Below are 23,947 nucleotides of genomic sequence, written 5' to 3'. Positions count from 1 at the left end.
AACAGAGGTTTGAACATGTCGGTTTTGTCAGCCTATCGACCGGTGAAGCGGATATCCAGGCTCGATGGTCTGGTAACGACGAGTGACCGCAATGTCGCCGAAGAAGTGCCTGTAGCCTTCTCCTATGGTGGCTCCACCCATGCTGTGATGATGGCATCGCCTGTCGATCTTGAGGATTTCGCTGTCGGATTTAGTCTGACGGAAGGGATTATCGTTGAGGCCAGCCAGATTGAAGCCATTGATGTGATCAGAAGCGAGAAGGGGTTTGATGTCCAGATTACTCTCTTCGATGAGCAGGCGGATGCCCTGCGAACGCGCCGCCGCCAGATGGCGGGCCCGGTGGGCTGCGGATTGTGCGGGATAGAGTCGATAGAGCAGGCGGTTCGGACTGTCGCAGATGTGTCCAACCATCAGATGTCGCTCAGTGTAAGTGATCTGGTTGCTGCCATGGATGCGCTGCAAGGAGCGCAGCCCATCTTTCGCCAAACAAGGGCGGTGCATGGCGCTGCCTTTTACAGTCCTGCTAAGGGTCTTATCGCAGCCCGGGAGGACGTTGGGCGGCACAATGCGCTGGATAAGCTCGCGGGCGCTGTTTTGCGCCAAGGACACAGGGGAGGCGAGGGAGCGGTCATTGTCACAAGCCGTATCTCCGTGGAGATGGTGCAGAAGGCGGCCATCATCGGCAGTCCCGTTCTGGCAGCGGTTTCAGCACCAACGGCGCTTGCCATTGAAACGGCTCAAGATGCCGGAATGACACTGGTGGCGCTGTTGCGGGGTGAAGATCTGGAGATTTTCACACGACCTGACCGGATAACGCTGGATGGTGCTGAGAGCTTTTAGCTGGACGGTCCCTATCATTCATTTTGAAAACCCGTAGAGCTTTGATATTCGTCAATTCGAAACGGTCCTTCGGCCCGGCCAACGAACCCCCGCGCGGGTTGTCGGGAGAGCACAATGCAGCATGACGTCAACGCGGAGATGAGGGTGGCATTGTCTGAGACTGATTTTGGGCCGTGGCTTGCCAAAGCCTCCATTCTCATCGTCGATGATGAGCCGGGCATGCGCAATTTTCTGATGCGGACACTCGAGGTCCGTTGCGCTTTCGTAGATGAGGCCGCCGATACGGCTGAAGCGACGAAGAAAATGGATGAACGGCATTTCGATATCGTCATCCTTGACAATATAATGCCTAAAAAGACCGGGTTGGAATGGCTGGCTGAACAAAGGGCCGTCGGCTTTTACGCCGATGCTATTTTGATGACGGCCTATGCGGATCTCGACACCGCCATTCAGGCCATCCGCGCTGGTGCGGCAGATTTCGTGTTGAAGCCGTTCCGTTCCAATCAGATACTCAATGCCATCTCACGCGCTCTGGAAAGGTCCAATCTTCAGCGTGAGAATTCCGCATTGAAGTATCAATTGAAAACGGCGTCCGATCATCTCTTCCTGCGTGATCGGCTCGTCGGCAGTTCTGCGACCATTCAGCAGACGCGCGATATGATCAGCCGCGTGGCACCACTTCCGACCTCGGTTCTGCTGACAGGGGAGTCCGGCACCGGCAAGGAGGTGCTGGCGCGCTCCATTCATGAATTATCAGACCGCGCTGGCAAACCTTTCGTGCCGATCAACTGCGCGGCCATTCCAGCGGATATGCTCGAAACCGAATTGTTCGGTCACGTCAAAGGTGCTTTCACCGGCGCGGACACGCGGCGTGAAGGATTGTTTTTGCACGCGCAGGGCGGAACCCTGTTTCTGGATGAAATCGGTGAGATGCCGCCTGCCTTGCAAAGCAAGCTCCTGCGTGTGATCGAGGATCGCAAGGTGCGCCCCGTCGGTGCCGAGCGCGAAGTGCCCGTCGATATCCGCTTCATCTTCGCCACCAATGCGGATCTGGCTGGGGATGTGGAAAAGGGTCGTTTCCGTGCGGATCTGTTTTACCGGATCAACGTGATGGAAATCTATCTCGCACCACTTCGTGACCGTGAGCGCGATGTCATCGAGCTGACCGACCTCTTCATGCATAAGCTCTCGCGGCAGCTCGGCATGCCGCCGGTTGCGCTTGATGATACGGTGCGTGCCACGTTGCTGGCCTATCATTGGCCCGGCAATGTCCGTGAACTTCGTAACTTCATCGAACGCAGCCTCATTCTCGGTCGTTTCCCGATGGATTTGCGGGGTGTGGCACCTGTGGCTGCGCCAACCGGTACGTTGGAAGATGTCGAGCGCCGCCATATTCTGGCTGTCCTGAGCGACGTGGCGGGCAACAGGGATGAGGCATCGCGCCGTCTCGGCATCTCCCGCAAGACGATCGATCGGAAGATGTCGTCCTGGCATGGCTAGAAAACACGGGATCTCAACCCTTTTTGAAACGTTGAAGTCGGTTCGTTTCCGGCTTCTCGCGATTGCCCTGTTGCCGACGCTCGTCATTTTGCCTCTTCTCCTAAGTGTTACAATGTCGCGGTGGAGTGGCAAGTTCGACGCGCTGTTGATCACCAAGGTCAGCAGCGATCTCACGCTCGCGCATCAATATCTGGCAACAATTCTCGAAAATACGGGAGAGCGACTGGAGGCCATTACCAATTCCGCCGAGCTGCGCGATGTCGTCGGGACTGGCGACGCGGCGCGGCTTGCCAGCTTTCTGGAAGAAAAACGTAAAAAGCTAGGGCTGGATTTTCTGCTGGTAGTGGATGGCAATGGCGTTGTCTCTGCAAGTGCCGGAGCTGAGGCGGGTAAAACCCGCGTGGATTGGCCGGTGCGGGCAACCGCGCTTGGTGGCAAGGCATCCTATGCATTGGATGTTTTCTCAGGGCAGGATATGGCCACGCTCTCTCCGCTGCTGGCGAAGCGTGCCCGTATCGAGCTTGTGTCTGCACCGAAGGCGCAAGATGGCGGAACGTTTGAAACGCGGGGTATGATGATCCATGCCGCAAGCCCGCTACGTCTTGAGGGCGCTCCCGCGCGCGCGCTGGTTGGCGGCAGGCTTCTCAATCAGAGCCTTGATTTCATCGATACGATCAATGACCTCGTCTATCGGCAAGCCAGTTTGCCCGAGGGAAGCCAGGGTACGGCGACGCTGTTTCTGGATGATGTGCGCATCAGCACCAATGTCCGGCTTTTTGAAAATCGCCGCGCTCTGGGCACGCGCGTGTCGGAGGCCGTCCATAGTGCCGTGCTGGGTGCCGGTGAGGTTTGGCTCGATAGCGCTTATGTCGTCAATGACTGGTATATTTCCGCCTATGAGCCGCTGGTGGATAGTTACGGCAAGCGGATCGGCATGCTCTATGTCGGCTTCCTGGAGGCGCCCTTTGCCAGTGCAAAATATGAAACTTTAAGCTCGGTCATTGCTGCGTTTCTTGGCATTACCATCATCAGCATTCCGGTTTTCCTGCGATGGGCGCGCGGCATTTTCAAACCTCTGGAACGCATGACGCAGACCATCTCCAGGGTTGATGATGGCGATCTGGGAGCCCGCACCGGCTTGGCTCCAACGGGGGATGAAATCGGGCAGGTTGCGGTGCATCTGGACGAGTTGCTGGAGAGGCTACAACAGCGCGAAGGCGAGCTGAGGGCGTGGAACGAGGAGCTGAACGGACGCGTCGGAGAGCGGACGCAGGAGCTTGAGCTTGCCAATCTGCGTCTTGAAGCAACGACGAAGCAGCTGGTCATGTCGGAAAAGCTGGCGACGATTGGCGAGATTACCGCAGGCGTGGCGCATGAAATCAACAATCCCATCGCCGTCATTCAGGGGAATCTGGAAGTTGCACGCAGCATGCTGGGCGGGCAGGCAGATGTTGCCAGGACCGAGTTCAATCTGATCGACGAGCAGGTCGATCGCATCAGTCGTATCGTTGGCAAATTGCTGCAGTTTGCACGACCTGAAGAGTTTGCCGGCTATGTGGAGCGGCAAAGCCCTGAAACGGTCATTTCCGATTGCATGCCACTGGTGAAGCACGTGCTGGGTCGCGCAGGTATAGATGTCGTGAGAAACGACGAAGCGAGCGGGCTTCTGGCGATGAACCGCACGGAGCTTCAGCAGGTGCTGGTCAACCTCATCGTCAATGCGGCCCATGCCATGCCGCAGGGCGGGACACTGACGCTTGGAAGCCGGGATGAGGAACGCCATGGCTCTCGCGGCGTGGCGATCACTGTGACCGATACGGGCGTGGGAATGGCCGAAGATGTTGTGAACCGGATTTTCGATCCCTTCTTCACGACCAAACAACAGGAAGGCACCGGCCTTGGTCTTTCCGTCAGCCAGATGCTGGTTGCGCGCCAGGGCGGGGAGATCAGCGTGGAAAGCGCGCCTGGCTCCGGCACATCGTTCACCATCTGGCTTCCCCAGGCAATTTAACGCGCCGACACCCTGTTTCAATGTCATCAAATACGGCGAAATCCAAGCGGAATTATGGACATTTTGTCGCGGCGGAGTGGACAAGTTGTCTGACGGCTTGATAGCTCTGTTCTCATCTCTTTGAAATGTATGACTTTATAATCTGGCATGCAAATTGCTGTGTCGTTGTCGGCAACACAAATGGCCTTTGCGTGTGAGCGTCCCGAAGAAGGAGCCGCCCGCGCAATTCGGTCTGTGGGCTTGGGACATTGTTTCGGAAGGAAAACCGCGTGGCCTGCTTGTTCTTGCAGGCCACGCGGCCGACCACGAGACGAATAACAACATCGAAATTCACGGCTTTGCGTCGTGAATGGAGGGACACACAATGACTGCGACGAACGAAACATTCGCGCCGGGGGCTGCGGGTGCAGGTCTTCTGGACCGCGAAAGGATTATCGCAAAACCTGGCTTCAACCGCTGGCTGGTTCCACCGGCAGCGCTTGCCATTCACCTTTGCATCGGCATGGCTTACGGCTTCTCGGTCTTCTGGCTGCCATTGACCAAGGCCATCGGCATTACGTCGACCGTGGCCTGCGCCGACCTCAACCTGGCTTCTGCACTGTTTACGACGACCTGCGACTGGCGCGTCAGCGACCTTGGCTGGATCTACACCCTGTTCTTCGTTCTGCTTGGCTGCTCGGCTGCCATCTGGGGCGGCTGGCTGGAACGCGCTGGCCCGCGCAAGGCAGGTTTCGTCTCGGCTATCTGCTGGTGCGGTGGCATGGCCATAGCATCTGTCGGCATCATGACACACCAGTTGTGGCTGATGTGGTTCGGCGCTGGCGTCATCGGCGGTATCGGCCTTGGTCTCGGCTATATCTCTCCCGTCTCAACCCTGATCAAGTGGTTCCCTGACCGCCGCGGCATGGCGACCGGCATGGCCATCATGGGCTTCGGTGGCGGCGCGATGATTGGCGCACCGCTTGCGGATGCGCTGATGCGCCACTTCCGCACCGATGTTTCCATCGGCGTGTGGGAAACCTTCCTCGTCATGGCGGCGATCTATTTCGTGTTCATGATGGCTGGTGCATTTGGCTACCGTATTCCTCCTGCTGGCTGGAAGCCTGAAGGTTGGACTGCACCGGCTGCCAAGAACTCCATGATCACGACCCGTCACGTGCACCTCAAAAACGCGCACAAGACGAAGCAGTTCTGGATGATCTGGCTTGTTCTCTGCCTCAACGTTTCGGCGGGTATCGGCGTTCTCGGCATGGCATCGCCCATGCTGCAGGAAATCTTCGCTGGTTCGCTGATCGGTCTTCCAGACGTGAAGTTTGCAGATCTGACGCCGGAGCAACTGGGTCAGATCGCAGCGATTGCGGCTGGCTTCACTGGTTTGCTGTCTGTCTTCAACATTGCTGGCCGTTTCTTCTGGGCGTCGTTGTCTGACCGCATCGGCCGCAAGGCAACCTACTTCACGTTCTTTGCACTTGGCATCTTCCTTTACGCCCTGTCGCCATGGGCTGCAGGTCTCGGCAACAAGGCGCTGTTTGTCGGCATGCTTTGCATCATCGTTTCGATGTATGGCGGTGGTTTTGCGACGATCCCGGCTTACCTTGCCGATATCTTCGGCACTCAGTTCGTGGGTGCTATCCACGGTCGTCTGCTGACGGCATGGGCAACAGCCGGTATCATTGGTCCTGTCGTCGTCAACTACATTCGTGAAGCGCAGATCGCTGCGGGCATTCCGCGCGCGCAGGTCTATGATTTCACAATGTATATTCTGGCAGGAATGCTGGTGCTGGGTCTTATCGCCAACCTCATGGTCAAGCCGCTCGAAGACAAGTGGTACATGTCCGACGAGGAAGTCGCAGCGCTTCAGGCCAAGACGAGCGCTGCCAGCAGCGGTCCAACAGGCTCCTTCGGCATCGGCAAGGGCGGCTTTGACGCCAAGGCCCTAATTGCCTGGGCAGTCGTCGGTATTCCGATCGTCTGGGGTATCTGGATCACCCTGCAGAAGACATTCGTTCTGTTCACCTGATCGCGCAGGCACTTTAAAACGGGAAAAGGCGGCTTTAGGGCCGCCTTTTTTCATGGGTTCGGTTGATGCTCAGAACTCAGACCATTGCGGAGCCGCCGCAGCAGATCCCCGGGAGGCAGCAGCCACTCTGGGCCTCGATGGCGCCTTTGGTTGCGCGACCGGCGTCGATTGTGAGGCACGCGATGTGTCGTTGCCCACATTGAACTGGAGCAGCAGTTGGCGAAGGCTTTCTGCTTCACGCGCGAGGCCATGGCTTGCCGCATTGGTTTCTTCCACCATCGCAGCGTTTTTCTGCGTCGCCTGATCCATCAGGTTGACCGCATCGTTGATCTCAGCCAGGCCGTTTGCCTGTTCTTTTGATGCGTCGACGATAGCGGAAACATTCATTTCAATGAGCCCGACCTGATTGACAATGTCTTTCAGGGCATCGCCCGTCTGGCCAACAAGCTCGACACCGTTGGCGACCTGTTGGCGCGAGGTGTTGATGAGGTTCTTGATTTCCTTAGCCGCACTTGCCGAGCGTTGTGCCAGCTCACGCACTTCCTGCGCAACCACTGCAAAGCCCTTGCCAGCCTCACCCGCTCTTGCTGCTTCTACGCCAGCGTTCAGCGCCAAAAGGTTTGTCTGAAAGGCGATGTCGTCGATAACGCCGATGATGTTGGTGATCTGGCCGGAGGACTGGGAAATCTCGTCCATGGCCCCGATAGCGCGGTGCACGATAGCGCCTGACACTTCAGCGCTTTTCTTGGTCGAGACCACAAGCTTTCCAGCCTCATCGGCCCGCATGCTCGAATCTTTGACCGCCGTGGTAATCTCTTCCAGTGCCGCCGCCGTTTCTTCAAGCGAAGCCGCTTGCTGCTCTGTGCGGGTGGCCAGTTGGTCTGCGCCTGTGCGGATTTCGGCCGAGCCGGAGGCAATGGTTGCGGAGTTTTGTGCGACGGTCTGCATGGTGGAGCGCAGTTTTTCGATCACGTCGTTGAAATCCCCCCTCAGCTTTTCCATGCTGGGAACGAAGGGCTTGTCGAGGTGCTGGCGCAACTCACCATCTGCCAGCATGCGCAGCGCATCGGCCAATGTCGATATGGCGCTCATGCGCGGGGTGACATCGGTTGCGAATTTGACGACCTTGATGACCTTGCCGTTGCTATCGAGAATGGGATTGTACGCGGCCTGAATCCAGACCTCCTGACCGTTTTTCGCGAAGCGCACAAACTCATCGGAGATGAATTCACCCGCTGCCAGGCGCTGCCAGAAATCAACATATTTGCTGGAGGCCGTGTAGGCAGGATCGCAGAAGATTCGGTGATGTTTGCCGACAATATCGCCAAGGCTATATTGCATGGCATTGCAGAAATTCTCATTCGCGGTGATGATTTCGCCTGTCGGCTTGAATTCGATCATGGCTTGCGAACGTGAAATCGCCTCCAATTTGCTGTTGTCTTCCGCAGCCTTGACCTTTTTCTCGGTAATGACGGTCGCAGTCTTGACGACTTTGTAGGGCCGCGCGCCACGGAACACCGGATTGTAGGATGCTTCGATCCATGCCTCGCTGCCATCCTTGCGGATGCGCTTGTACTCACCGGCATCATATTTGCCTTTGGCGAGGGAGGCCCAGAAATTGGCATATGTTGGAGAGGCGACATAGTCCTTGTCGCAGAATATGCGGTGATGTTTGCCAATGATTTCGGAGAGTTCATAACCCAAGGCGGAACAGAAATTCTTGTTCGCGTTGAGGATGTTACCTTTTAGGTCGAACTCGATCACGGCTTGGGAGCTCGATAAAGCTTCCAGTACGTGGCGGGCATCTGCGTTTTTCCCAAGCCAAAGCATATGAACCCCAAATCAGCTTACAATGACGCGGCGGCGCGCATCAGTGTCGATCGCGTTTCTTGTTCGTGTTGAACGTTTTTATATTTCTGATTATGGAAATCTAATTCACCTCCATTAAATTTCCATTGATTAGTCCAAACGAAATCAATTTTAGATTGATGGAAATCAAATATAAATTGTTATGGATTGTAATTATATTGCTTGCCCATGCTATGGTTTTGGTGCCGGAAACAAAAAAACGCCGCCCGATGTCGGGCAGCGTTTTTGATAGTGAAGTTCCTGTAGAGCCGGGTGTTTATGCGGCCAGATCGTCCAGATCCGAACCCTTGAACATCTTGGCGAGGTTGAGGAAGCAGATCATGCCATGCTCATTGGCAATGATGCCTTCGGAGAAGGACTTGTCGAACGATGCGGACACTTCCGGAACAGGCTGAACCTGGCTTGCAGGAATGGTCAGAATGTCTGAAACGCGATCCACCAGCATGCCGATGACCATGTTATGAACTTCTGCCACGACAATCGCGCTGCGCTCATTGGCAACGGTGCTCTTCATGCCAAGCTTGTAGGCGAGATCGATAATCGGAATAACCGAGCCGCGAAGGTTCATGACGCCGATGACGTCCTTCGGTGCGTGCGGAAGAGGAGTGGAAGGAGCCCAGCCGCGGATCTCACGGATCGTGGTCGTTTTGACGCAGAACTCCTGATCGTGCAGACGAAAGGCGATAATCTCGAGGGTATCGCCGCCGAAGTTTGTTGAAGTAATCGTAACCATCAGAATTCTTCCCAATCTTTGTTCTGGGCTGTGCAAGCGCACCGACGCTAGCGTATCCGGACTTTGGCTTCCTGCCTGGTGTACGAACAACCGGGATGGTAGTCCCGGCTTCATCCGCTCAGTGTTAACAGAAATATGTTTCTCAAATCTAAACTGCGTTAACAAGTTCTCAGAATATATGCGCCATGCGGAAGTCTTTCGCTGGCGTGTTCCAGCCTATCAATATTCTTTTTCGTAGAATATGCCCGCTGCACCTTCGCCATCGCCGCCTGCCTCGCCGCGCAGCTTTACGCCGCGACCGACATCCAGATTGATGATGGCCTTGGCACCGGAACTGCCGCTTTGTTCCAGTTCCAGATAGGTCTTGTCATTGAGATACTTGCCCGCCGACACCCTGGCCTGACCTTCTGAGTCGGTTGAGATATCGAGATCGTCGATACCTAGATTGCTGCGCAGGCTATCAAACAGCGATGTGGACCGTCCACCTGCCAGTTGCCCCGCCGCATCTGCAAGGCGGGCAATCTGCAAGGCGGAGAGCTTCGACATGGATTGGCCGAAAATTAGCTGCGCCATCACCTCGTCCTGCGGAAGGGCAGGGGACGAGGTAAAGCCGAATGCCGGATCATTGGCGTTCCCTGTCACCGATACGGTGACTGTGGTCGAACCTGCGGTCGATTCCGCCGCCATGTTGAGAACCGGCACAAGGCCGCCGCCGAAGGTTATATCGCCGGTGGTGAAATCGAGACGGCGGGTCAATATCTCCAGCCGCCCGCGCTTCATTTCAAAGCCGCCGGAAACGGCGGGAGCAGCCGCTGTGCCGCGTACCGTCAGGCTGCCCGTCAACTCGGCGTCGATGCCGCGCCCACGCACGAATATGCCGCTGGGTGCGTTGATCTGAAGATCGAGCGCTATGGGAGAGGAACTGCCAGAGCCACCCTTGTCGGAATTGATTTCCCGGTCCTGTGCCCGAACGGCTGGCGGCGCATTCTTGTGTTTGATGTTGATCTGGGAAAGCGAAGCGGGCAGGCGTTCTGGAATTGTGATCGCACTTTTTTCGAGTGTGATCGTGCCCCCCAGAACAGGTCCGTTCAAAACGGGACCCTTGAGCGTCAATGTGCCACTGGCAACGGTTGTGAACAACGTACCGTCATTATAGGCGGCGCGATTGAGTGTGATTGTCAGGTCAGCAGGAAACCCGGAACCGGGCGTGATGCCAACCGAACCCGTACCTGAAACGGTGCCGCCGCCAGCCAATTTGCCTGTCAGCCGCGAGATTGTTGCCTGATCGCGCTGGAAATTGATCGTCGCGCCGAGATTGTTGACCGTGAGGTTTCTGCGCACATCCGTCACGCGCGTGCCGTCGGTCTTCACGCTACCGCTGATGAGTGGGGCGGCGACAGTGCCGTCGATTTTGACATCGAGCGAGGCCTTGCCTTCAACATCAAAGCCTTGTGCGGCGGTTTGTGCGGCGACTGCACCGAAGGGCAGGTTGCCCCGGAATGCCATTGAAATGGGCCGGTTGCCGCCAACACCCAGCGTGCCACCACCGGAAAGGGCTAGACCGCCCTGTCCGGTCACATTGGTGTCCAGGCGCAACGTGCCGCCAGCAAAGCGGCCATTGGCCTTGATGCCGAGGGCACCGAGCCCGGCAGCGCGCGTCTGGCTGACTGCCGCGTCGGACCATGTCAGATCATAATCGACAGCAGGATCGGATGCAGGTCCCTTGGCGACGACTGTGCCGGAAATTGTTCCGGCTGCATCAAGGCCGGGAGAAAACGCATTTGCCAGATTGGCGGGGAGGGCGCGAATATTAGTATTCAGATTAAGCGTCGATCCAGCTGTACCGCTGACCTCAACGCGTCCGTTTCCGGTCTGGATGACAATGCCTGAAAGGCGTGCAGATCCTGCCTCGACTGCGATGGCCGTCGGCTGCGCGAGCTTGACCGGAATGCCGCGTGGGGTCGCCGACAAGGCGTCGATCTTGACCGCGATTGCGCCACCGCCCGTATCGGCGCTGCCCTTCAGGATCAGCGGCGCGTTGTCATATCGGGCATTAAGGTCGAAGGCCGTGGCCGTGCCTGAGTGGTTGATATCAAGGTTCAAGCCCGAAATGGCGACAGCACCGGCATTGATTGCTTGTGCCTGCACCGTGCCGTTGACGGCGAGTGCTTGCAGATCGTCCACCTTGAGGTCGGCCACGAATTTTGAAACGGCTGCCGTACCCTGTCCAACGGCGTCACCGGAAGCGCCGATGATCGCCGCTATTTTTCCGCCCGCATTGGATAGCTCGATGTTGCCTTTGATATCACCGTTGGCCTGCTGCGCTGCAAGCGCCGCCAGAAGCGAAAGGTCCGGGAAGTCGAAGGCGAGTTTGCCGCTTGGGAGGAAGTCGGGTGTGAACTGAAGCTGGCCGGTCAGCACATTGCGCCCGACCGTAACGTTGAGCTGCGGAATGGCGGTTCCGTTTTCGCCCTGAACGAGTTCGCCCGTTGCATCGATGACCTGACCATCCAGCGACCCGCTTGCCTGCAGCTTTGCCTGGGGAGCGTTGAGGTCGGCTTTTCCGCTCGCAGAAACGTTTAGCGCCTCCAGAGCGCGGCCTGCCAGTGTCGCTTTGGCCGAATTGAGGCTCAGCTGGAAATCGGCAGCCGTGAGTGGTCCCTGAGCTTCGAGCGAAAAGCCGAGTGCACCGGATGCCTGCGGGGTGAGTTTTTCCAGCGCTGGCAATCGCCCGCCGAGCTTTGCCGCCACGGTGCCGTTTTCAAGCGAAACATCGCCATTGGCCTCCAGCGTGCCGGATTTGACGACGAGATTTTCGACGCTCGTGCGGCCGCCGATCGTGCTGTTGACATAGGCATCGATGGCTATGGTCGTGTCGAATTTCTCAGCAAGGGCTGGTGGCAGAACGGCGGGAAGCACGAACAGCCGCAGATTTGTGGCGATGGTTTTGGCCGTGAGGTCATAGGTGCCGCTGCCGGTGCCGCCGATGCTCGCACTTTCCAGTGTCGCGCCTTCGAATGCGATGCTCTGCGGGGAAATGCGCAACGGCGCATTCAGCGTCAATGGGGCCTTGATGGCTCTTTCGAGGTCCGGTGCGGTCATGGCGGATTGCGCAATGCTGAGCGATGTCTTGACCGTACCCGTCTGGTTGGCCAGATTGAGATCTTCACTGCTTGCGGTGAGCTTGACGTCTTCCACGCGGCCCTGGGGTGCAGCCAACGAGCGCAGAGATGCGGACAGGCCAAGCTTTGCGGCTGTGGCATTGCCGCGTAGGGAGAGGTCGATGCCGTTGACGAGCGCAGCAATCTCACCGCCTTCAAGCGGCAGACGGATATCAACCGGCCCATTCGTGCCGATGAGATTGGCCGAGAGGTCATTCTGGCCCTGCTGATCGATAGCACCGGATGCTGTCAGCAAAAGCTTGCCGGTTTCAAGATTTCCACTTTCAACACTGATCCGCCCGCCGGGTGCGATGCTGGCTGCAAGGTCAAGCTTCGTCTGGCCTTCAAACAGCTGGCGCAGAAGTGGTGGCAGCAGCATGTCAGGCTGTCCGCCGCCATGCAGTTCGAGCCGCCGTGTGCTGTCGCTCAAAAGTTGATGGCGACCCGTCACGTCAAGCACCGGGTTGCCTGCAACATTGCCAGTCAGCGTGCCTGTCCAGTCGGAAAGTGCGCCCTGGCCCTTCAGGTCCAGCGCAACGGCTGGCGCGTCCGGCAGTCGCAGAATGGTTGCCAGCAGGCCGCCTTGCGGTTCACTCACAGAGGCATCAAGCTTCAGCACATTGTCTTCAGGCGCAAAAACAATATCGGCCTTGACCAGCGCGTTCGGCTCATCCTTGCGATTGGCGGTCAGAAGGAGTGCGATCTTGCTGCTTGTCGCGGTCCCCTGACCTTTGGCGGCCAGTTCGAATGCGCGGCCAGCGAGTGTTTCGCCGAGCCTGATATCCGGCAATGCCAGATCATCAATGGCGATCTCGACGGGGAGAGAAAACCCGCCTGAACTTTCTGGCTGCGGCTCGCTGGGTGGAAGCGGCGCTCTGTCGAGGCTGATATTCGCAGCGCTGATTCGGTGTGCGTGAAACGTGCCGCGCAGCAGGTCCAGAGGCGCCCAGTCCACCTCCACGCCGTTCAATTGCGCATAGGTGCCTTCACGGTCTGCAATCGTCACCTGCGCCAGACGCAGATTGCCCGTTAGCAGGCCTGATGGTGCGGAAAGGGTGATGGTTTGATCCGGCGAGGAAATGAGCGTTGAGACCCGTGATGCCGCAAATTGCGCGCCTGTCGGTGTCAGGCCGACGAGGAGGACGGCCACCAACAGCAGACCCACGACGCCAAGGGTGACGTAGATGATTGAGGTCAACAATCGGATCAATGCGGTCATCAAGCGTTATCACTCTGCTGGTTGCGAAAGGCCGCTGTCCTTAGAAGGACTGGCCAATGCCGGCATAAATGCCAAAGCTGCTTCCGCCCTCATATTTCTTGAGCGGCATGGCGACATCAAGACGCAAGGGTCCGAATGGCGTTGCGTATCGAAGGCCGAGACCCGCGCCAGCGCGGAAGTCGGAAAAATCAGGTGCGAAATCCGACGAGACGACACCGGCATCAACGAACGGCACGAGCCCGATGGTTTCCGTTACTTTGATGCGCGCTTCCACCGAGCTGACGATGTAAGAGCGTCCGCCGGTTGCCTCGCCCGCATCATTATAGGGCGAAATTTCCTGGTAGCTGTAGCCGCGAACCGAGCCGCCGCCGCCGGCATAAAAGCGCCGTGTGGCTGGCACATCTTCCAGCGAACTTGCCCCAATCAGCACGCCGCCTGCGATTTTGCCGGCCAGCACCACCTGATCGTCTGATCCCAGCCCCTTATATCCGGTCGTGGAGCCTTCAAACGTCGAGAAGATCGTGCCGTTCAAGGCTTCAAAACTGGGCTTGGCTGACACCGCAGCCCTGAAGCCCTCGGTCGGGTTCAGCTTGTCGTCACGCATGTCGCGCACGAATTCCATCGGAACGGATGTTGTCAGATACTGGTTGGTGCCGAACGCATCCTCGGTATCCGTCCATTCCACTTCAAATCCGGCGGATGCAGTGTCGTAATCGTTGAACTCATAGGAAAAGCCCGCATAGCCGGTGACGGATCGGGCGTCATAGCTATCGGGATGCTCGGTCTTGGCCTTCAGGCTTGCCGTAAACGTCGTTTCCGGCGTGATGACGCCGGGCTTGGTGAAGATTATCCCTGCGGAATAATCCATATCCTTTGCGTTGGAGGCCTCACCCAGACGCGATACCGCACCTTCGATGCGCAGTGATTCGGCCCGTCCGAACAGATTGCGATGGCCCCAATAGCCTTGCAGGCCAATGCCTTCGGTGGTCGAGTATTGAGCGCCGACGCCCAGATAGCGGTGCTTTCCCTCCGACACTTCAATTGTCAGTGGTATTGATCCGTTGGGCGCGAGAGCAGACGCTTCCTTGATGCTGACGCTGGAAAAGACGCTGAGCTTGCGCAGACGGTCTGCTGCCTTCCGCAATTTCTCCGGTGAATAAGCTTCACCGCCGTTGAGCCGCGAATAGCGCCGTATGAAGTCTGCATCCACAGTGCGTGGGCCTTTGATGGAGACATCGCCAAGCGGTGCGATAGGCCCGCCTTCAGCGGCCATGGTCAGATCTACCGAATTATTAGCATGGTTGGCGACGGCCTGCCGGGTGGTCAGCGCCGCAAGTGGGCGACCTTCAGCCTTCAGGTCTTCGACCAGTTTGTTGCCCGCTTTGATGATGGCGAGCGATCCCGCATCACCGCCCGTGACAAGGCCGTATTGCTCCAGATCCCGTCCTGCAACATCCCCCTCCAGCCTGACATTGCCCAGCGTAAACACCGGGCCGGGCGTCACGTCGATGACCACAGGCACGGGTGCGGAGCGGTTGAATGTGGGGTTAGGCGGTATGGAGTCGATATCCTGTCCGGCGACGGTAATCTTGACGGTTCCGCCATAGCGGGCGTTTTCATAAAGTGCTGCGACCAGGCGCTCCCGGTCATCACGCGCGCGAATCAGAAGACCAAGATCGCCCGATGCCGGTTTTTCCGGTTCGGCTGCCAGAAGGGAACTGTTGTTAAGGCTCTGCTCAAGCTTCGTGTCGGCACCCGGCGCATTCAGGGTTACCGCGAAGGTGACCGGATCGAGAACCTGTTGCTCTTCCTCGTCAGAGCCGAAAAGCGTGATGCCAAATATCTTGAAAGCGTAGGCGTTACGAGCGAAGCCCGGATACATCACGATTGACGCCGCAACCGCCATCGCGGTGCCAGCCTTCCAGAACGCAATACTCATCTTTGGGTCAGTCCGTCGTTTTGGCATACGCTTCTTTATGGTTGAGCATGTACTATCGAAGCCAGTGGTTTCCCGTCCGTTAATATTCAAGTTTAATCATAAACTTAATGATATGGCACCTGAAAAAGCACATTTTGGGCCCTGCAAACGCAAAAGCCCCGGCGAACCGGGGCTTCTTTCTGTGCCAATAAAGGCGTAATTAGCGGCAACGAGCCGTGTAACGCTGACCGTACTGGTCGCGGTAGTAGCAATAGCCTGGCTCGGAAGCATTGCCGATCAACGCACCACCAACGCCACCGATTGCAGCGCCGACGGCTGCGCCGCGTACGTTGCCGGTGACTGCGCCGCCGATGACTGCGCCGGAAACTGCACCAATCGATGCGCCCTTTTCAGTCTGCGTGCAGCCTGCAAGCGTCAAACCGATGACGGCGAAAATAATAGCCTTTTTCATGAACTCTCTCCAACGTTACATTCGAGCTTTTCTAGCTCTTTTGGTAGGCGTCCCATGGGTTATCTGCGGCGACTGCTACCTCCGACCGCAACAGATATCTAACAACTCGAATGTTCTTATGGAAGCCCCCTTGGCAGGCAACGCTCCCCATCCCCAATCGATTGTGACTGCTGAACGGGGTGCGGCGAAAAAAGTTCCATTTTGCCGCTGGTTTGATGTGAATCAATTTTGCGGTTTACCAATTATCTTATAGTTATGCTTAGAATGGTTCAAATGTAGGGGCGAATTGACGCAGTTTTCGACAAACAGCGTCGATGGGGTTGACGGTTCAAGGAGGTGAGCCGACAACGTACGTTAAGAATTCTGGAGCATGGAATGGACTTCGAGGCATATTTCAAGACCGAGCTGGATGGTTTGCATTCGGAGGGTCGATACCGCGTGTTTGCCGATCTTGAACGGCAGCAGGGAAATTTCCCTCGGGCAACGCGCTATACCGCCAGTGGCGACAAGCAGGACGTGACAGTCTGGTGCTCAAACGACTATCTCGGCATGGGCCAGAACCCCAAAGTCGTGGAGGCGATGAAAGCCGCCATCGACCACTGTGGCGCGGGTGCGGGAGGCACCCGGAATATCTCGGGCACCAACCACCATCATGTTCAGCTTGAGCGCGAGCTCGCGGACCTGCATGGAAAAGAATCGGCGCTTGTCTTTACTTCCGGCTACATTTCCAACTGGGCGACGCTCGGCACACTTGGCCAGAAGATTCCAGGCCTGATCATTTTTTCCGACGCCCTGAACCATGCCTCCATGATTGAAGGCATCCGGTACGGCCGTTGTGAGAAGGTCATCTGGAAGCACAACGATCTTCAGGACCTTGAGGCCAAGCTCAAGGCTGCCGATCCGGCAGCGCCGAAGCTGATTGCCTTCGAATCGGTCTACTCCATGGACGGCGATATTTCGCCGATCAAGGAAATCTGCGATCTGGCTGACCAATATGGCGCGATGACCTATCTGGATGAAGTGCATGCCGTTGGCATGTACGGCCCACGCGGCGGTGGCATTGCTGAACGTGAAGGTCTGATGGATCGCCTCACGATTATCGAAGGCACACTCGGCAAAGCTTTCGGCGTCATGGGTGGCTACATCGCAGCCTCTCATGCGCTGTGTGATTTCATCCGGTCTTTCGCCTCAGGCTTTATCTTTACAACCGCACTTCCGCCGTCTCTTGCTGCCGGTGCTGTTGCCTCGATCCGGCATTTGAAGGCTAGCCCCTTTGAACGGGTTCGCCATCAGGAGCGGGTGCGTACCCTGCGGCAGATGCTGGATTCCAGCGGCATTCCACACATTCACAATCCAAGCCACATCGTGCCTGTGATGGTGGGCGATGCGGCCAAGTGCAAATGGATTTCGGATATTCTTCTTGATGATCACGGCGTTTACGTGCAGCCGATTAACTATCCGACGGTACCGCGCAAGACAGAACGCCTGCGCATCACGCCGACGCCGCTGCACAGCGATGCTGATCTGGAGCGTCTTGTGGGTGCGTTGCATCAGCTCTGGTCGCGTTGCGCGCTTGCAAGAGCCGTCGCCTGATACCTGCTGAAATGATAGATTGAGCAAAGGCCGCGACTGATCCAAGTCGCGGCCTTTCTTCTTTCAGATGTTAGTGTTCCAGCATCTCATCAACGATCTGCTCTGCATTCAGCGTGGCAGGATAATAGGTCGGCCAGTTGGTGAGCTCGGCCAGAACGGTGCTGCGGTCGTTGCCCCAGAAAAGATGGTAATGGCCCGCTTTTTGCGGAGCGATTGTGTGATCGCTGAACTGTATGAACTGCGGAGCGGAAGCGTCGCCGGTGGTCTTCTTGAAAATGTACCGGACCCCGCGATTACCCTTCTTGTACTTCAGGATTTCCAGCCCGTCCGATGCGTATTTGGCCTCTAGCGGCTTGCCGTCACGATAGAAGGTGACATCTTCACCCTTGATAACAATGCGCTCTACGTCGGTCTTGTAACCGATGGCGTAGTCGTCGCGATGTTCCTTGGCGGTCTTGGTACCATGCTCAGCCTTGTGCGCCATAACCGGGTCCAGCGAGCCATCAAGCAGATAGGGGTAAACGGACTGCCAGTCGCCTTCCCAATCGGAAAGATCGCGTGGCTTAACCTGACCATCTTCGAAATAGCCCTTGTAGATATCGTTCGCGGCCTTGGAATGGTCATGCGCGTGGTTGTGGGAATGTCCCTTGTGGTTGTCTGCCATGGCAGCCGTGGTCAAAAGCAACGTGGTTCCGATCGATAGCGCTATGGCGTGTCTGCTGATCATTAGGGGTTCCTCAAATCGTTCATGGTCATCATCTTAGGTAATGTAATTACATTACACGTCCCGCTTAGCCAATTTTTCTCAGGCAGGCAATGCTGCATTTGCGATTATGGAGATTTGGCGCAGCTTTGCCATGTCGCTGCCGATCATGGCAGCGCACCCATCTTTATCAGTGTAATGGTGGTTTCAGGCCGCCTGTTGCCTGTGCAGAATGGCTTCGCGCGCATGGATGCGGGCCTCGGCGTCTGCTGCCAGCACATCATCCATCGTCTGGGCCGATTGTCCGTTATCAAGACGATCCATGACGATTTCGACGATGTCGGCCATATCGAGAAAGCCGATCTGGCCGTCCACAAAGGCGTGGAACGCGGTTTCGTCAGCGGCATTCAGTATCGCGCCCTGCGCACCGCCACGTTCCAGTGCGGTTCTGGCCAGTCGCAAAGCGGGGAAGCGAACTTCATCGGGAGCTTCAAAATCCAGTCGGGCGAGCTTGGTAAAATCCAGCCGTTCCACATCGATCTCACCGCGTGCGGGATAGGTCAGCGCGTAAGCAATGGCCGTGCGCATATCCGGGCAGCCAAGCTGGGCAATGACTGATCCATCCGTATAGGCCACCATGGAATGAATGATCGATTGCGGATGGACGATCACCTCGATCTGGTCGGGGCGAAGATCGAACAGGTGTTTTGCCTCGATCATCTCAAGCGCCTTGTTGAACATGGAGGCGCTGCCGATGGAAACCTTGAGGCCCATCGACCAGTTGGGATGGGCGCGAGCGATGTCTGCCGTGACGCCCGCCATCTGTTCGCGGCTGAAGGTGCGAAACGGACCGCCGGATGCGGTCAGGATAATGCGCTCGACATTGGCCTTGTTTGAAGGCTCAAGGCACTGGAAAATGGCGCTGTGTTCGCTATCGACGGGTATGAGCGTGCCGCCGCCCTGTTTCATGATGCGGATGAAAACGTCGCCCGCCGAAACGAGGCACTCCTTGTTGGCCAGCGCAATATTGGCACCCCGCTGCGCCGCCGTCAGCGTCGGCTCAAGCCCCGGCGTTCCGGCAATGGCTGCCATGACCCAGTCAGCATCCATGCTGGCTGCTTCCTGCAAGCCGCTTTTGCCAGCCGCAACCTTGATATCAGTGCCAGCAAGCGCGTCTTTCAAGGCCTGATAATTCCCCTCGTCTGACGTGACCGCCAGCTTGGCACCCAGCGCACGGGATTGCTCGGCCAGCAGCGCAATGTTGCCAGCGCCGGTCAGCGCCATGATATCGAACCGGTCGCGTCCGCCAAGTTGATTGACGACATCAACCGTGTTCGTGCCGATGGAACCGGTGGAGCCCAGTATGGTCAGCTTTTCGGGGGAGGTCGGGCCATTGGAATGCGTCATAGTTATCCGGCTTTTCTCAACTCTGTCTCTCAAGCGTCTACAAGCGAAAGGTGGGTATAACAAGAAGGAAAGGCACTCTTGTCTTTGGGGGACACCAAACGCATAGTCCAGGACTGTTCATCAAGAGAAGTAGCATGCGACGTTTTTTTGTTTCCAGTGGCTGGATTTTGGCGGCGACCTTCGTTCTGGTGCTGGTCCTCATTCCGTTTGATCCCGTTATCTCGCAGCGGGCGCAAGCGCTTCCCGCCCCGGTCGTCGGCTTCAACAATGCCATCACCGATTTCGGAACATTTCGCTGGATGCTTTACAGCACAGGGCCTCTGGCCATTCTCGCCTATGTCGTTTCGCGTGTCCTGACGCGCTCTGCCTATGCCACACGGATTGGAAAGGCGTGGCGATTGCTGCTCTATTTTTTCCTGACGATCGGTACGGCAAGCATTCTCGTCCATCTCTTTAAATTCCTGATCGGACGGGCAAGGCCTGAACTGTTGCTGGAAATGGGTGCTTACAGCCTGACGCCGTTTACCGGCGACCATATCTATGAGAGCTTTCCATCAGGACATTCAACTGCCGCAGGCTCTTTCTTCGGAGCCTTCATGATGCTGATACCGCGCTTTCGCTTCGTGTTTATCGGTCTGGCCCTTGTTATCGGTGTGTCCAGGGTTATCGTCGGTGCGCATTATCCAAGCGACGTGGCAGCAGGTCTCCTTCTGGGAACATGGACGGCGATGGCATTTGCTTTCATTTTCGCCCGTTCCGAATGGATTTTCCGTTTCGACACAAATGGCTGGCCGCATCCGAAAAACGCAGTCAGTTCCGCTGGATGATCGAGAAGAGGGACGTCAATGGATCACGCTGAAACGCAAGCCGTTCGCTCTATCAAGACCACGGTGGTGATTGCAGGCGGCGGGCCAGCCGGCATGATGCTGGGGCTTTTGCTGGCGCGTGCCAATGTCGATGTCACCGTCATCGAAAAACACGCCGATTTTCTGCGGGATTTTCGTGGCGATACTATTCACCCCTCGACGCTTGAGATCATTGCGCAACTCGGCTTCATCAGGGAGTTTCTGGCGCTGCCGCACACCCGGGCGGAAAAGCTGCACGCCGAAATTGGGGGCAAGAAGATAGCCATCGCTGATTTCTCGTGGTTACCGGTCAAAAACCGCTTCATCGCCTTCATGCCGCAATGGGATTTCCTGAATTTCATCGCCGGGAAGGCTGGGCAATTCGAAAACTTTCGATTGCTGATGAACGCGCCGGTCGAAGAGTTGATCCAGGATGAGGGCAGGGTGCGCGGACTTGTGGTCGAGACCCCAGAGGGCCCGCTTAACATCGAAGCCGATCTGGTGATCGGAGCTGACGGGCGCAATTCAGTCGTCAGGGAAAAGGCCGGTCTGGAAATCGAGAGCTTTGGTGTTCCAACCGAAGTGGTCTGGATGCGCCTGTCAAAACAGGATGGGGATCCTGATGAGACGATGGGACATGCGGGTCCGCGACAGGGCTTCGTGCTGATTGATCGCGGCGATTATTGGCAGTGCGGCTATGTGGTGCGCAAAGGCTCCTATGCCGAATTCAAGGAACAGGGGCTGGAGGCATTTAGGGAGCGCGTTGCCGAAGTATGCCCGCTGCCGCGTGAACGTCTGTCGGAAATTGGAAGCTGGGACGATGCTTGGCTGCTGACGGTGCGCATCGACCGTTTGAAACAATGGTGGAAGCCGGGTGTGATCTGCATCGGTGATGCAGCCCATGCCATGTCGCCGATTGGCGGCGTGGGTGTCAATCTTGCCATTCAGGATGCGGTGGCAGCGGCCAATGTGCTCATCCCGATCCTATCGGCCCGACGTGCGATTGCCGATACCGATCTGGCGGCCATCGAGAAGCGTCGGACCTTCCCGACAAAGGCGACGCAGCGTTTGCAGCTGATGATGCGCAGCAGGAACAAGAAGGATCAGGCCGATGCCAAAAAGGCGAAGGGACCACCCGCCTTCGTGCTGGCCATCATGCGCTTTCCGCTGCTCGCCCATCTGGCGGGCAGGCTGATTGGTCTGGGCTTCCGGCGCGAAAAGATCAATTATTGAGCTTGTCGAATTCCCGCTCGTCATAGAGACGACGCAATATTTTTGCCGTGCCCGCCGCCCCTTCCAGATCGAGATCGATCTCATCAGGTTCCGGCAGCTTCAACGCCTGCTGGATGGCATCTGCCATGGATTGGGGTGATATGGCGCTTTCTTCCAGCACATGGGCAAGCCCCAGTTTTGCCAGTCGCGATGCGCGCGCGCCTTGTTCCGTTTCGCCACCGGCGGCGAAGGGAATGAGGAGCGAGCGGCACTTGGCCTGCAAGATGTCGCAAACGGTGTTGTAACCTGCCTGCGAAATGGAGAGCTTCGCGCCTGACAAAAGACTTGCGAAATCCTTGCGGAACCGGAAGACCGAGATGCCCTCACCAGCCTGCGCTGAAATAGCATCGAAATCCGCTTTCGGCATGTTTGGACCCGTGATGAGGCACCAGCTCTTGAGATCATTGATCATGGGTGCTGCGTCGAGTGCTGCGCGGATGAGGGCCGCCCCGACAGCGCCGCCACCTGCGGAAACGACGACATCGAACCTCTCTTGCGGCGGCTCCTGCCTTGGTGCTGCGACAAGGCCGGTATAGACGATGCGTTGGCTGATCTGGTCTGCCAGCGGGAATGTCTCTTCCAGCCGCACGAATTTGGGGTCTCCATGCACGAGAACGGTATCGAAATGCTTTTTGACGAGCGCAATCGTTTCTTCGTCGCGGCCGGGTTTGGCACGTTCCTGCAAGATGTCACGCAATGATGTCATCACGAGCGGACGTTCGATGCTGCGCTCGATGGCGCTCAAAAGTGGCATGAGCTCGAAACGCACCTGCCGCCGCCCGAAGGGAAAAGCCTCGATGATGACGATATCGGGTCTGGTGCCGTGATAGGCGCCCAGTAGCATGCTGGTACGGCTATCCTTGAACATGTCATCCACCGGCTGCCCGGTGGCATCGACAAGACCGGAGAAACTGCCGTCGCTGACGGCGATGGGTGGCAGTTCGATGTGGCGTATACCTTCGCCCGGAAAGCCCGGAACAGGCGTTCCACCCGTCACCAGCGTCACATCGAAACCGTCTTCGGCGAGAGTTCGGGCAACGCGGCTGGCGCGGGCAATGTGGCCGATGCCGAGCAGATGTTGCACATAGAAAAAGACGCGGGGTGCGGGTTTCTTTGCGGTCACAGGGGCTTCTCCCATTCCTGCTCGAACAGTGCCTTCAACTCGGCAATGCTGTTGCGGTGGTCAAATGCCGTGCGAACGCGGCTCTCTGCCGCCATTCCCAGCCGGGAGCGAAGATCCGGGTCGATGATAGCGCTTTGCAGCGCCTGCGAAAAGGCTGCGGGATCATCGGGCGCTGTCAGCAATCCGTTTTCACCATCCACGAAGAATTCCGGTATGCCTGAGATGTTGGTGGAAATGCAGGCAAGGCTCTGGCTTGCTGCTTCCACCAGCACGTTGGGAAGTCCATCGCGATCACCATCGCTGGTGATGCGGCAGGCGAGCGCGAAGAGATCCGCTGCCCGATAATGCTCCAGGACCTGTTTCTGGTCCATCGCCCCTGTCCAGGTGATCCGCTCCGAAAGCCCGAGTTCGGATGCCAGCGCCTTGAGTGTGGCCAGCTCGTCTCCACCGCCGATATGGGTGAATTGCCAGTGCAGCGATGGTGGCAGCGCTGCCAGCGCGCGCAAGAGAATATCGATGCCCTTTTTCTTCACGGCCCGGCCAACGCTCAAGATACGGACAGGATCATCCGGATTGGAGCCATTGCGAGGCAGTCGCGGGGTGTCATTGTGTGGAAAGCGCGTGAGATCGAGGCCGTGATAGCTCAGATGCACATTGGCTTTTTTGCCGGAAAGATTTTGCAGGTGCCGGAAGCCGCTGGCGGTACAGGTCACCGCCCAGCGGGCGCTGTCCAGCTTGGCGGCGAGATCCCGATCGCTCGATGTCCAGATGTCCTTGGCGTGGGCGGAAATCGTCCAAGGTATACCTGTTATCAAGTGTGTGTAAGCGGCGACGGATGCGGGTGTGTGGATGAAATGAACATGCAGCCAGCCAGCGTCGGCAGGCCATTCATGCGCCAGCACAGCGGCCTGTCCGAAACGGCGAAAGCGATTGCGCGAGAAATCATGGCGAAGGTCCTGCAAGAAACGCCGCAGCGCCTGTCCGAAACCGGGCTTGCTGCGGCAAGCCCACAGGGCTTTCAGCACACGCACCGGCTCCTCATGCAGATATTCCGGCAGGTAAGTTACCTTGGCGCGGATTTCATCATGCACTGGGTGCCGTTTCTTATCTGTCGGGCGGCGCATGGACACAAGTTCCAGCTCCAGCCCTGCCTTTTCAAGGCCCAGCAGTTCCTGCGCGATGAAAGTTTCTGAAAGGCGCGGGTAGCCTTTCAGCAGAACCATGATTTTCTTGTTGCCGGTCACGATATCAGCGTCTCTTT

The 23,947-nt window shown here is 57.3% G+C and carries 16 protein-coding genes; 7 read left to right on the top strand and 9 right to left on the bottom strand.

Annotated elements, in window-relative coordinates; genetic code table 11:
• The first annotated feature begins 15 nt into the window (after positions 1-15).
• The 4 genes from fdhD (at position 16) to RQI55_RS14365 (ending at position 6,371) form a co-directional block, all read left to right on the top strand.
• The gene (fdhD, locus tag RQI55_RS14380; protein WP_243258020.1) at positions 16-840 is read left to right on the top strand and encodes a formate dehydrogenase accessory sulfurtransferase FdhD; all 825 of its coding nucleotides are present in this window, start codon (positions 16-18) and stop codon (positions 838-840) included.
• 114 nt (positions 841-954) lie between these two features.
• A complete protein-coding gene (locus RQI55_RS14375) occupies positions 955-2,340 on the top strand; it encodes a sigma-54 dependent transcriptional regulator (protein ID WP_243258019.1) in 1,386 nt (461 codons plus the stop codon).
• Positions 2,333-4,351 carry a cache domain-containing protein gene (locus RQI55_RS14370; protein WP_243258018.1) on the top strand — a complete coding sequence of 673 codons (2,019 nt, stop codon included), beginning with the start codon at positions 2,333-2,335 and terminating at the stop codon, positions 4,349-4,351. Before RQI55_RS14375 ends, RQI55_RS14370 begins: the two co-directional genes overlap by 8 nt.
• Positions 4,352-4,715: 364 nt before the next feature.
• Entirely contained in the window at positions 4,716-6,371 is a 1,656-nt protein-coding gene (locus tag RQI55_RS14365; protein ID WP_192065400.1) for an OFA family MFS transporter, read from the top strand.
• A 69-nt stretch (positions 6,372-6,440) separates the two neighbouring features.
• Here RQI55_RS14365 and RQI55_RS14360 read toward each other — a convergent pair whose 3' ends face one another.
• From RQI55_RS14360 to RQI55_RS14340, 5 genes are all read right to left on the bottom strand, one after another.
• On the bottom strand, positions 6,441-8,201 hold the full coding sequence (locus RQI55_RS14360) for a PAS domain-containing methyl-accepting chemotaxis protein (RefSeq protein WP_311273123.1): 1,761 nt from the start codon (positions 8,199-8,201) through the stop codon (positions 6,441-6,443).
• Between the two features lie 295 nt (positions 8,202-8,496).
• Complete coding sequence (locus RQI55_RS14355; RefSeq protein ID WP_042620080.1) at positions 8,497-8,973, bottom strand: chemotaxis protein CheW; 477 nt, start codon at positions 8,971-8,973, stop codon at positions 8,497-8,499.
• 219 nt (positions 8,974-9,192) lie between these two features.
• On the bottom strand, positions 9,193-13,353 hold the full coding sequence (locus tag RQI55_RS14350; RefSeq protein ID WP_311273122.1) for a translocation/assembly module TamB domain-containing protein: 4,161 nt from the start codon (positions 13,351-13,353) through the stop codon (positions 9,193-9,195).
• A gap of 40 nt (positions 13,354-13,393) precedes the next feature.
• The gene (locus RQI55_RS14345) at positions 13,394-15,319 is read right to left on the bottom strand and encodes an autotransporter assembly complex family protein (RefSeq protein ID WP_243258014.1); all 1,926 of its coding nucleotides are present in this window, start codon (positions 15,317-15,319) and stop codon (positions 13,394-13,396) included.
• A gap of 172 nt (positions 15,320-15,491) precedes the next feature.
• Positions 15,492-15,743 carry a YMGG-like glycine zipper-containing protein gene (locus tag RQI55_RS14340; RefSeq protein ID WP_042620082.1) on the bottom strand — a complete coding sequence of 84 codons (252 nt, stop codon included), beginning with the start codon at positions 15,741-15,743 and terminating at the stop codon, positions 15,492-15,494.
• A gap of 375 nt (positions 15,744-16,118) precedes the next feature.
• Here RQI55_RS14340 and hemA point away from each other — a divergent pair, with 375 nt between their 5' ends.
• Positions 16,119-17,336 (top strand): 5-aminolevulinate synthase, encoded by a 1,218-nt coding sequence (gene hemA / locus RQI55_RS14335; protein WP_192065407.1) that lies wholly within the window; start codon positions 16,119-16,121, stop codon positions 17,334-17,336.
• Positions 17,337-17,406: 70 nt separating this feature from the next.
• Here the strand turns inward: hemA and RQI55_RS14330 are convergent, their stop codons facing one another.
• Positions 17,407-18,063, bottom strand: coding sequence for a metal-binding protein ZinT (locus RQI55_RS14330; RefSeq protein ID WP_243258013.1), 657 nt, complete (start codon positions 18,061-18,063; stop codon positions 17,407-17,409).
• A gap of 183 nt (positions 18,064-18,246) precedes the next feature.
• Positions 18,247-19,446, bottom strand: a complete 1,200-nt coding sequence (gene dxr, locus RQI55_RS14325; RefSeq protein WP_311273121.1) for a 1-deoxy-D-xylulose-5-phosphate reductoisomerase — start codon at positions 19,444-19,446, stop codon at positions 18,247-18,249.
• 134 nt (positions 19,447-19,580) lie between these two features.
• Here dxr and RQI55_RS14320 point away from each other — a divergent pair, with 134 nt between their 5' ends.
• Both RQI55_RS14320 and RQI55_RS14315 read left to right on the top strand, forming a co-directional pair.
• Positions 19,581-20,273 carry a phosphatase PAP2 family protein gene (locus RQI55_RS14320; protein ID WP_243258011.1) on the top strand — a complete coding sequence of 231 codons (693 nt, stop codon included), beginning with the start codon at positions 19,581-19,583 and terminating at the stop codon, positions 20,271-20,273.
• A gap of 18 nt (positions 20,274-20,291) precedes the next feature.
• The gene (locus RQI55_RS14315; protein WP_243258010.1) at positions 20,292-21,524 is read left to right on the top strand and encodes an FAD-dependent oxidoreductase; all 1,233 of its coding nucleotides are present in this window, start codon (positions 20,292-20,294) and stop codon (positions 21,522-21,524) included.
• Here the strand turns inward: RQI55_RS14315 and RQI55_RS14310 are convergent.
• Positions 21,514-22,701, bottom strand: a complete 1,188-nt coding sequence (locus tag RQI55_RS14310; RefSeq protein WP_409233736.1) for a glycosyltransferase family protein — start codon at positions 22,699-22,701, stop codon at positions 21,514-21,516. The two genes, RQI55_RS14315 and RQI55_RS14310, sit on opposite strands and share 11 nt — an antisense overlap.
• The gene (locus RQI55_RS14305; protein ID WP_243258008.1) at positions 22,683-23,930 is read right to left on the bottom strand and encodes a glycosyltransferase; all 1,248 of its coding nucleotides are present in this window, start codon (positions 23,928-23,930) and stop codon (positions 22,683-22,685) included. The genes RQI55_RS14310 and RQI55_RS14305 overlap by 19 nt, the downstream gene beginning before the upstream one ends.
• Positions 23,931-23,947: the final 17 nt, after the last annotated feature.

Source organism: Rhizobium sp. WCS2018Hpa-16 (assembly GCF_031843705.1).
Taxonomy (GTDB): Bacteria; Pseudomonadota; Alphaproteobacteria; order Rhizobiales; family Rhizobiaceae; genus Agrobacterium; species Agrobacterium tumefaciens_C.
This window is presented reverse-complemented; position numbering and strand designations above follow the sequence as displayed.

Bases quoted from the DNA above. Each gene is read 5' to 3' on its own strand.
- fdhD (WP_243258020.1), top strand. From the start codon at position 16: ATGTCGGTTTTGTCAGCCTATCGACCGGTGAAGCGGATATCCAGGCTC.
- RQI55_RS14375 (WP_243258019.1), top strand. From the start codon at position 955: ATGCAGCATGACGTCAACGCGGAGATGAGGGTGGCATTGTCTGAGACT.
- RQI55_RS14370 (WP_243258018.1), top strand. From the start codon at position 2,333: ATGGCTAGAAAACACGGGATCTCAACCCTTTTTGAAACGTTGAAGTCG.
- RQI55_RS14365 (WP_192065400.1), top strand. From the start codon at position 4,716: ATGACTGCGACGAACGAAACATTCGCGCCGGGGGCTGCGGGTGCAGGT.
- RQI55_RS14360 (WP_311273123.1), bottom strand. From the start codon at position 8,201: ATGCTTTGGCTTGGGAAAAACGCAGATGCCCGCCACGTACTGGAAGCT.
- RQI55_RS14355 (WP_042620080.1), bottom strand. From the start codon at position 8,973: ATGGTTACGATTACTTCAACAAACTTCGGCGGCGATACCCTCGAGATT.
- RQI55_RS14350 (WP_311273122.1), bottom strand. From the start codon at position 13,353: ATGACCGCATTGATCCGATTGTTGACCTCAATCATCTACGTCACCCTT.
- RQI55_RS14345 (WP_243258014.1), bottom strand. From the start codon at position 15,319: ATGCCAAAACGACGGACTGACCCAAAGATGAGTATTGCGTTCTGGAAG.
- RQI55_RS14340 (WP_042620082.1), bottom strand. From the start codon at position 15,743: ATGAAAAAGGCTATTATTTTCGCCGTCATCGGTTTGACGCTTGCAGGC.
- hemA (WP_192065407.1), top strand. From the start codon at position 16,119: ATGGACTTCGAGGCATATTTCAAGACCGAGCTGGATGGTTTGCATTCG.
- RQI55_RS14330 (WP_243258013.1), bottom strand. From the start codon at position 18,063: ATGATCAGCAGACACGCCATAGCGCTATCGATCGGAACCACGTTGCTT.
- dxr (WP_311273121.1), bottom strand. From the start codon at position 19,446: ATGACGCATTCCAATGGCCCGACCTCCCCCGAAAAGCTGACCATACTG.
- RQI55_RS14320 (WP_243258011.1), top strand. From the start codon at position 19,581: ATGCGACGTTTTTTTGTTTCCAGTGGCTGGATTTTGGCGGCGACCTTC.
- RQI55_RS14315 (WP_243258010.1), top strand. From the start codon at position 20,292: ATGGATCACGCTGAAACGCAAGCCGTTCGCTCTATCAAGACCACGGTG.
- RQI55_RS14310 (WP_409233736.1), bottom strand. From the start codon at position 22,701: ATGGGAGAAGCCCCTGTGACCGCAAAGAAACCCGCACCCCGCGTCTTT.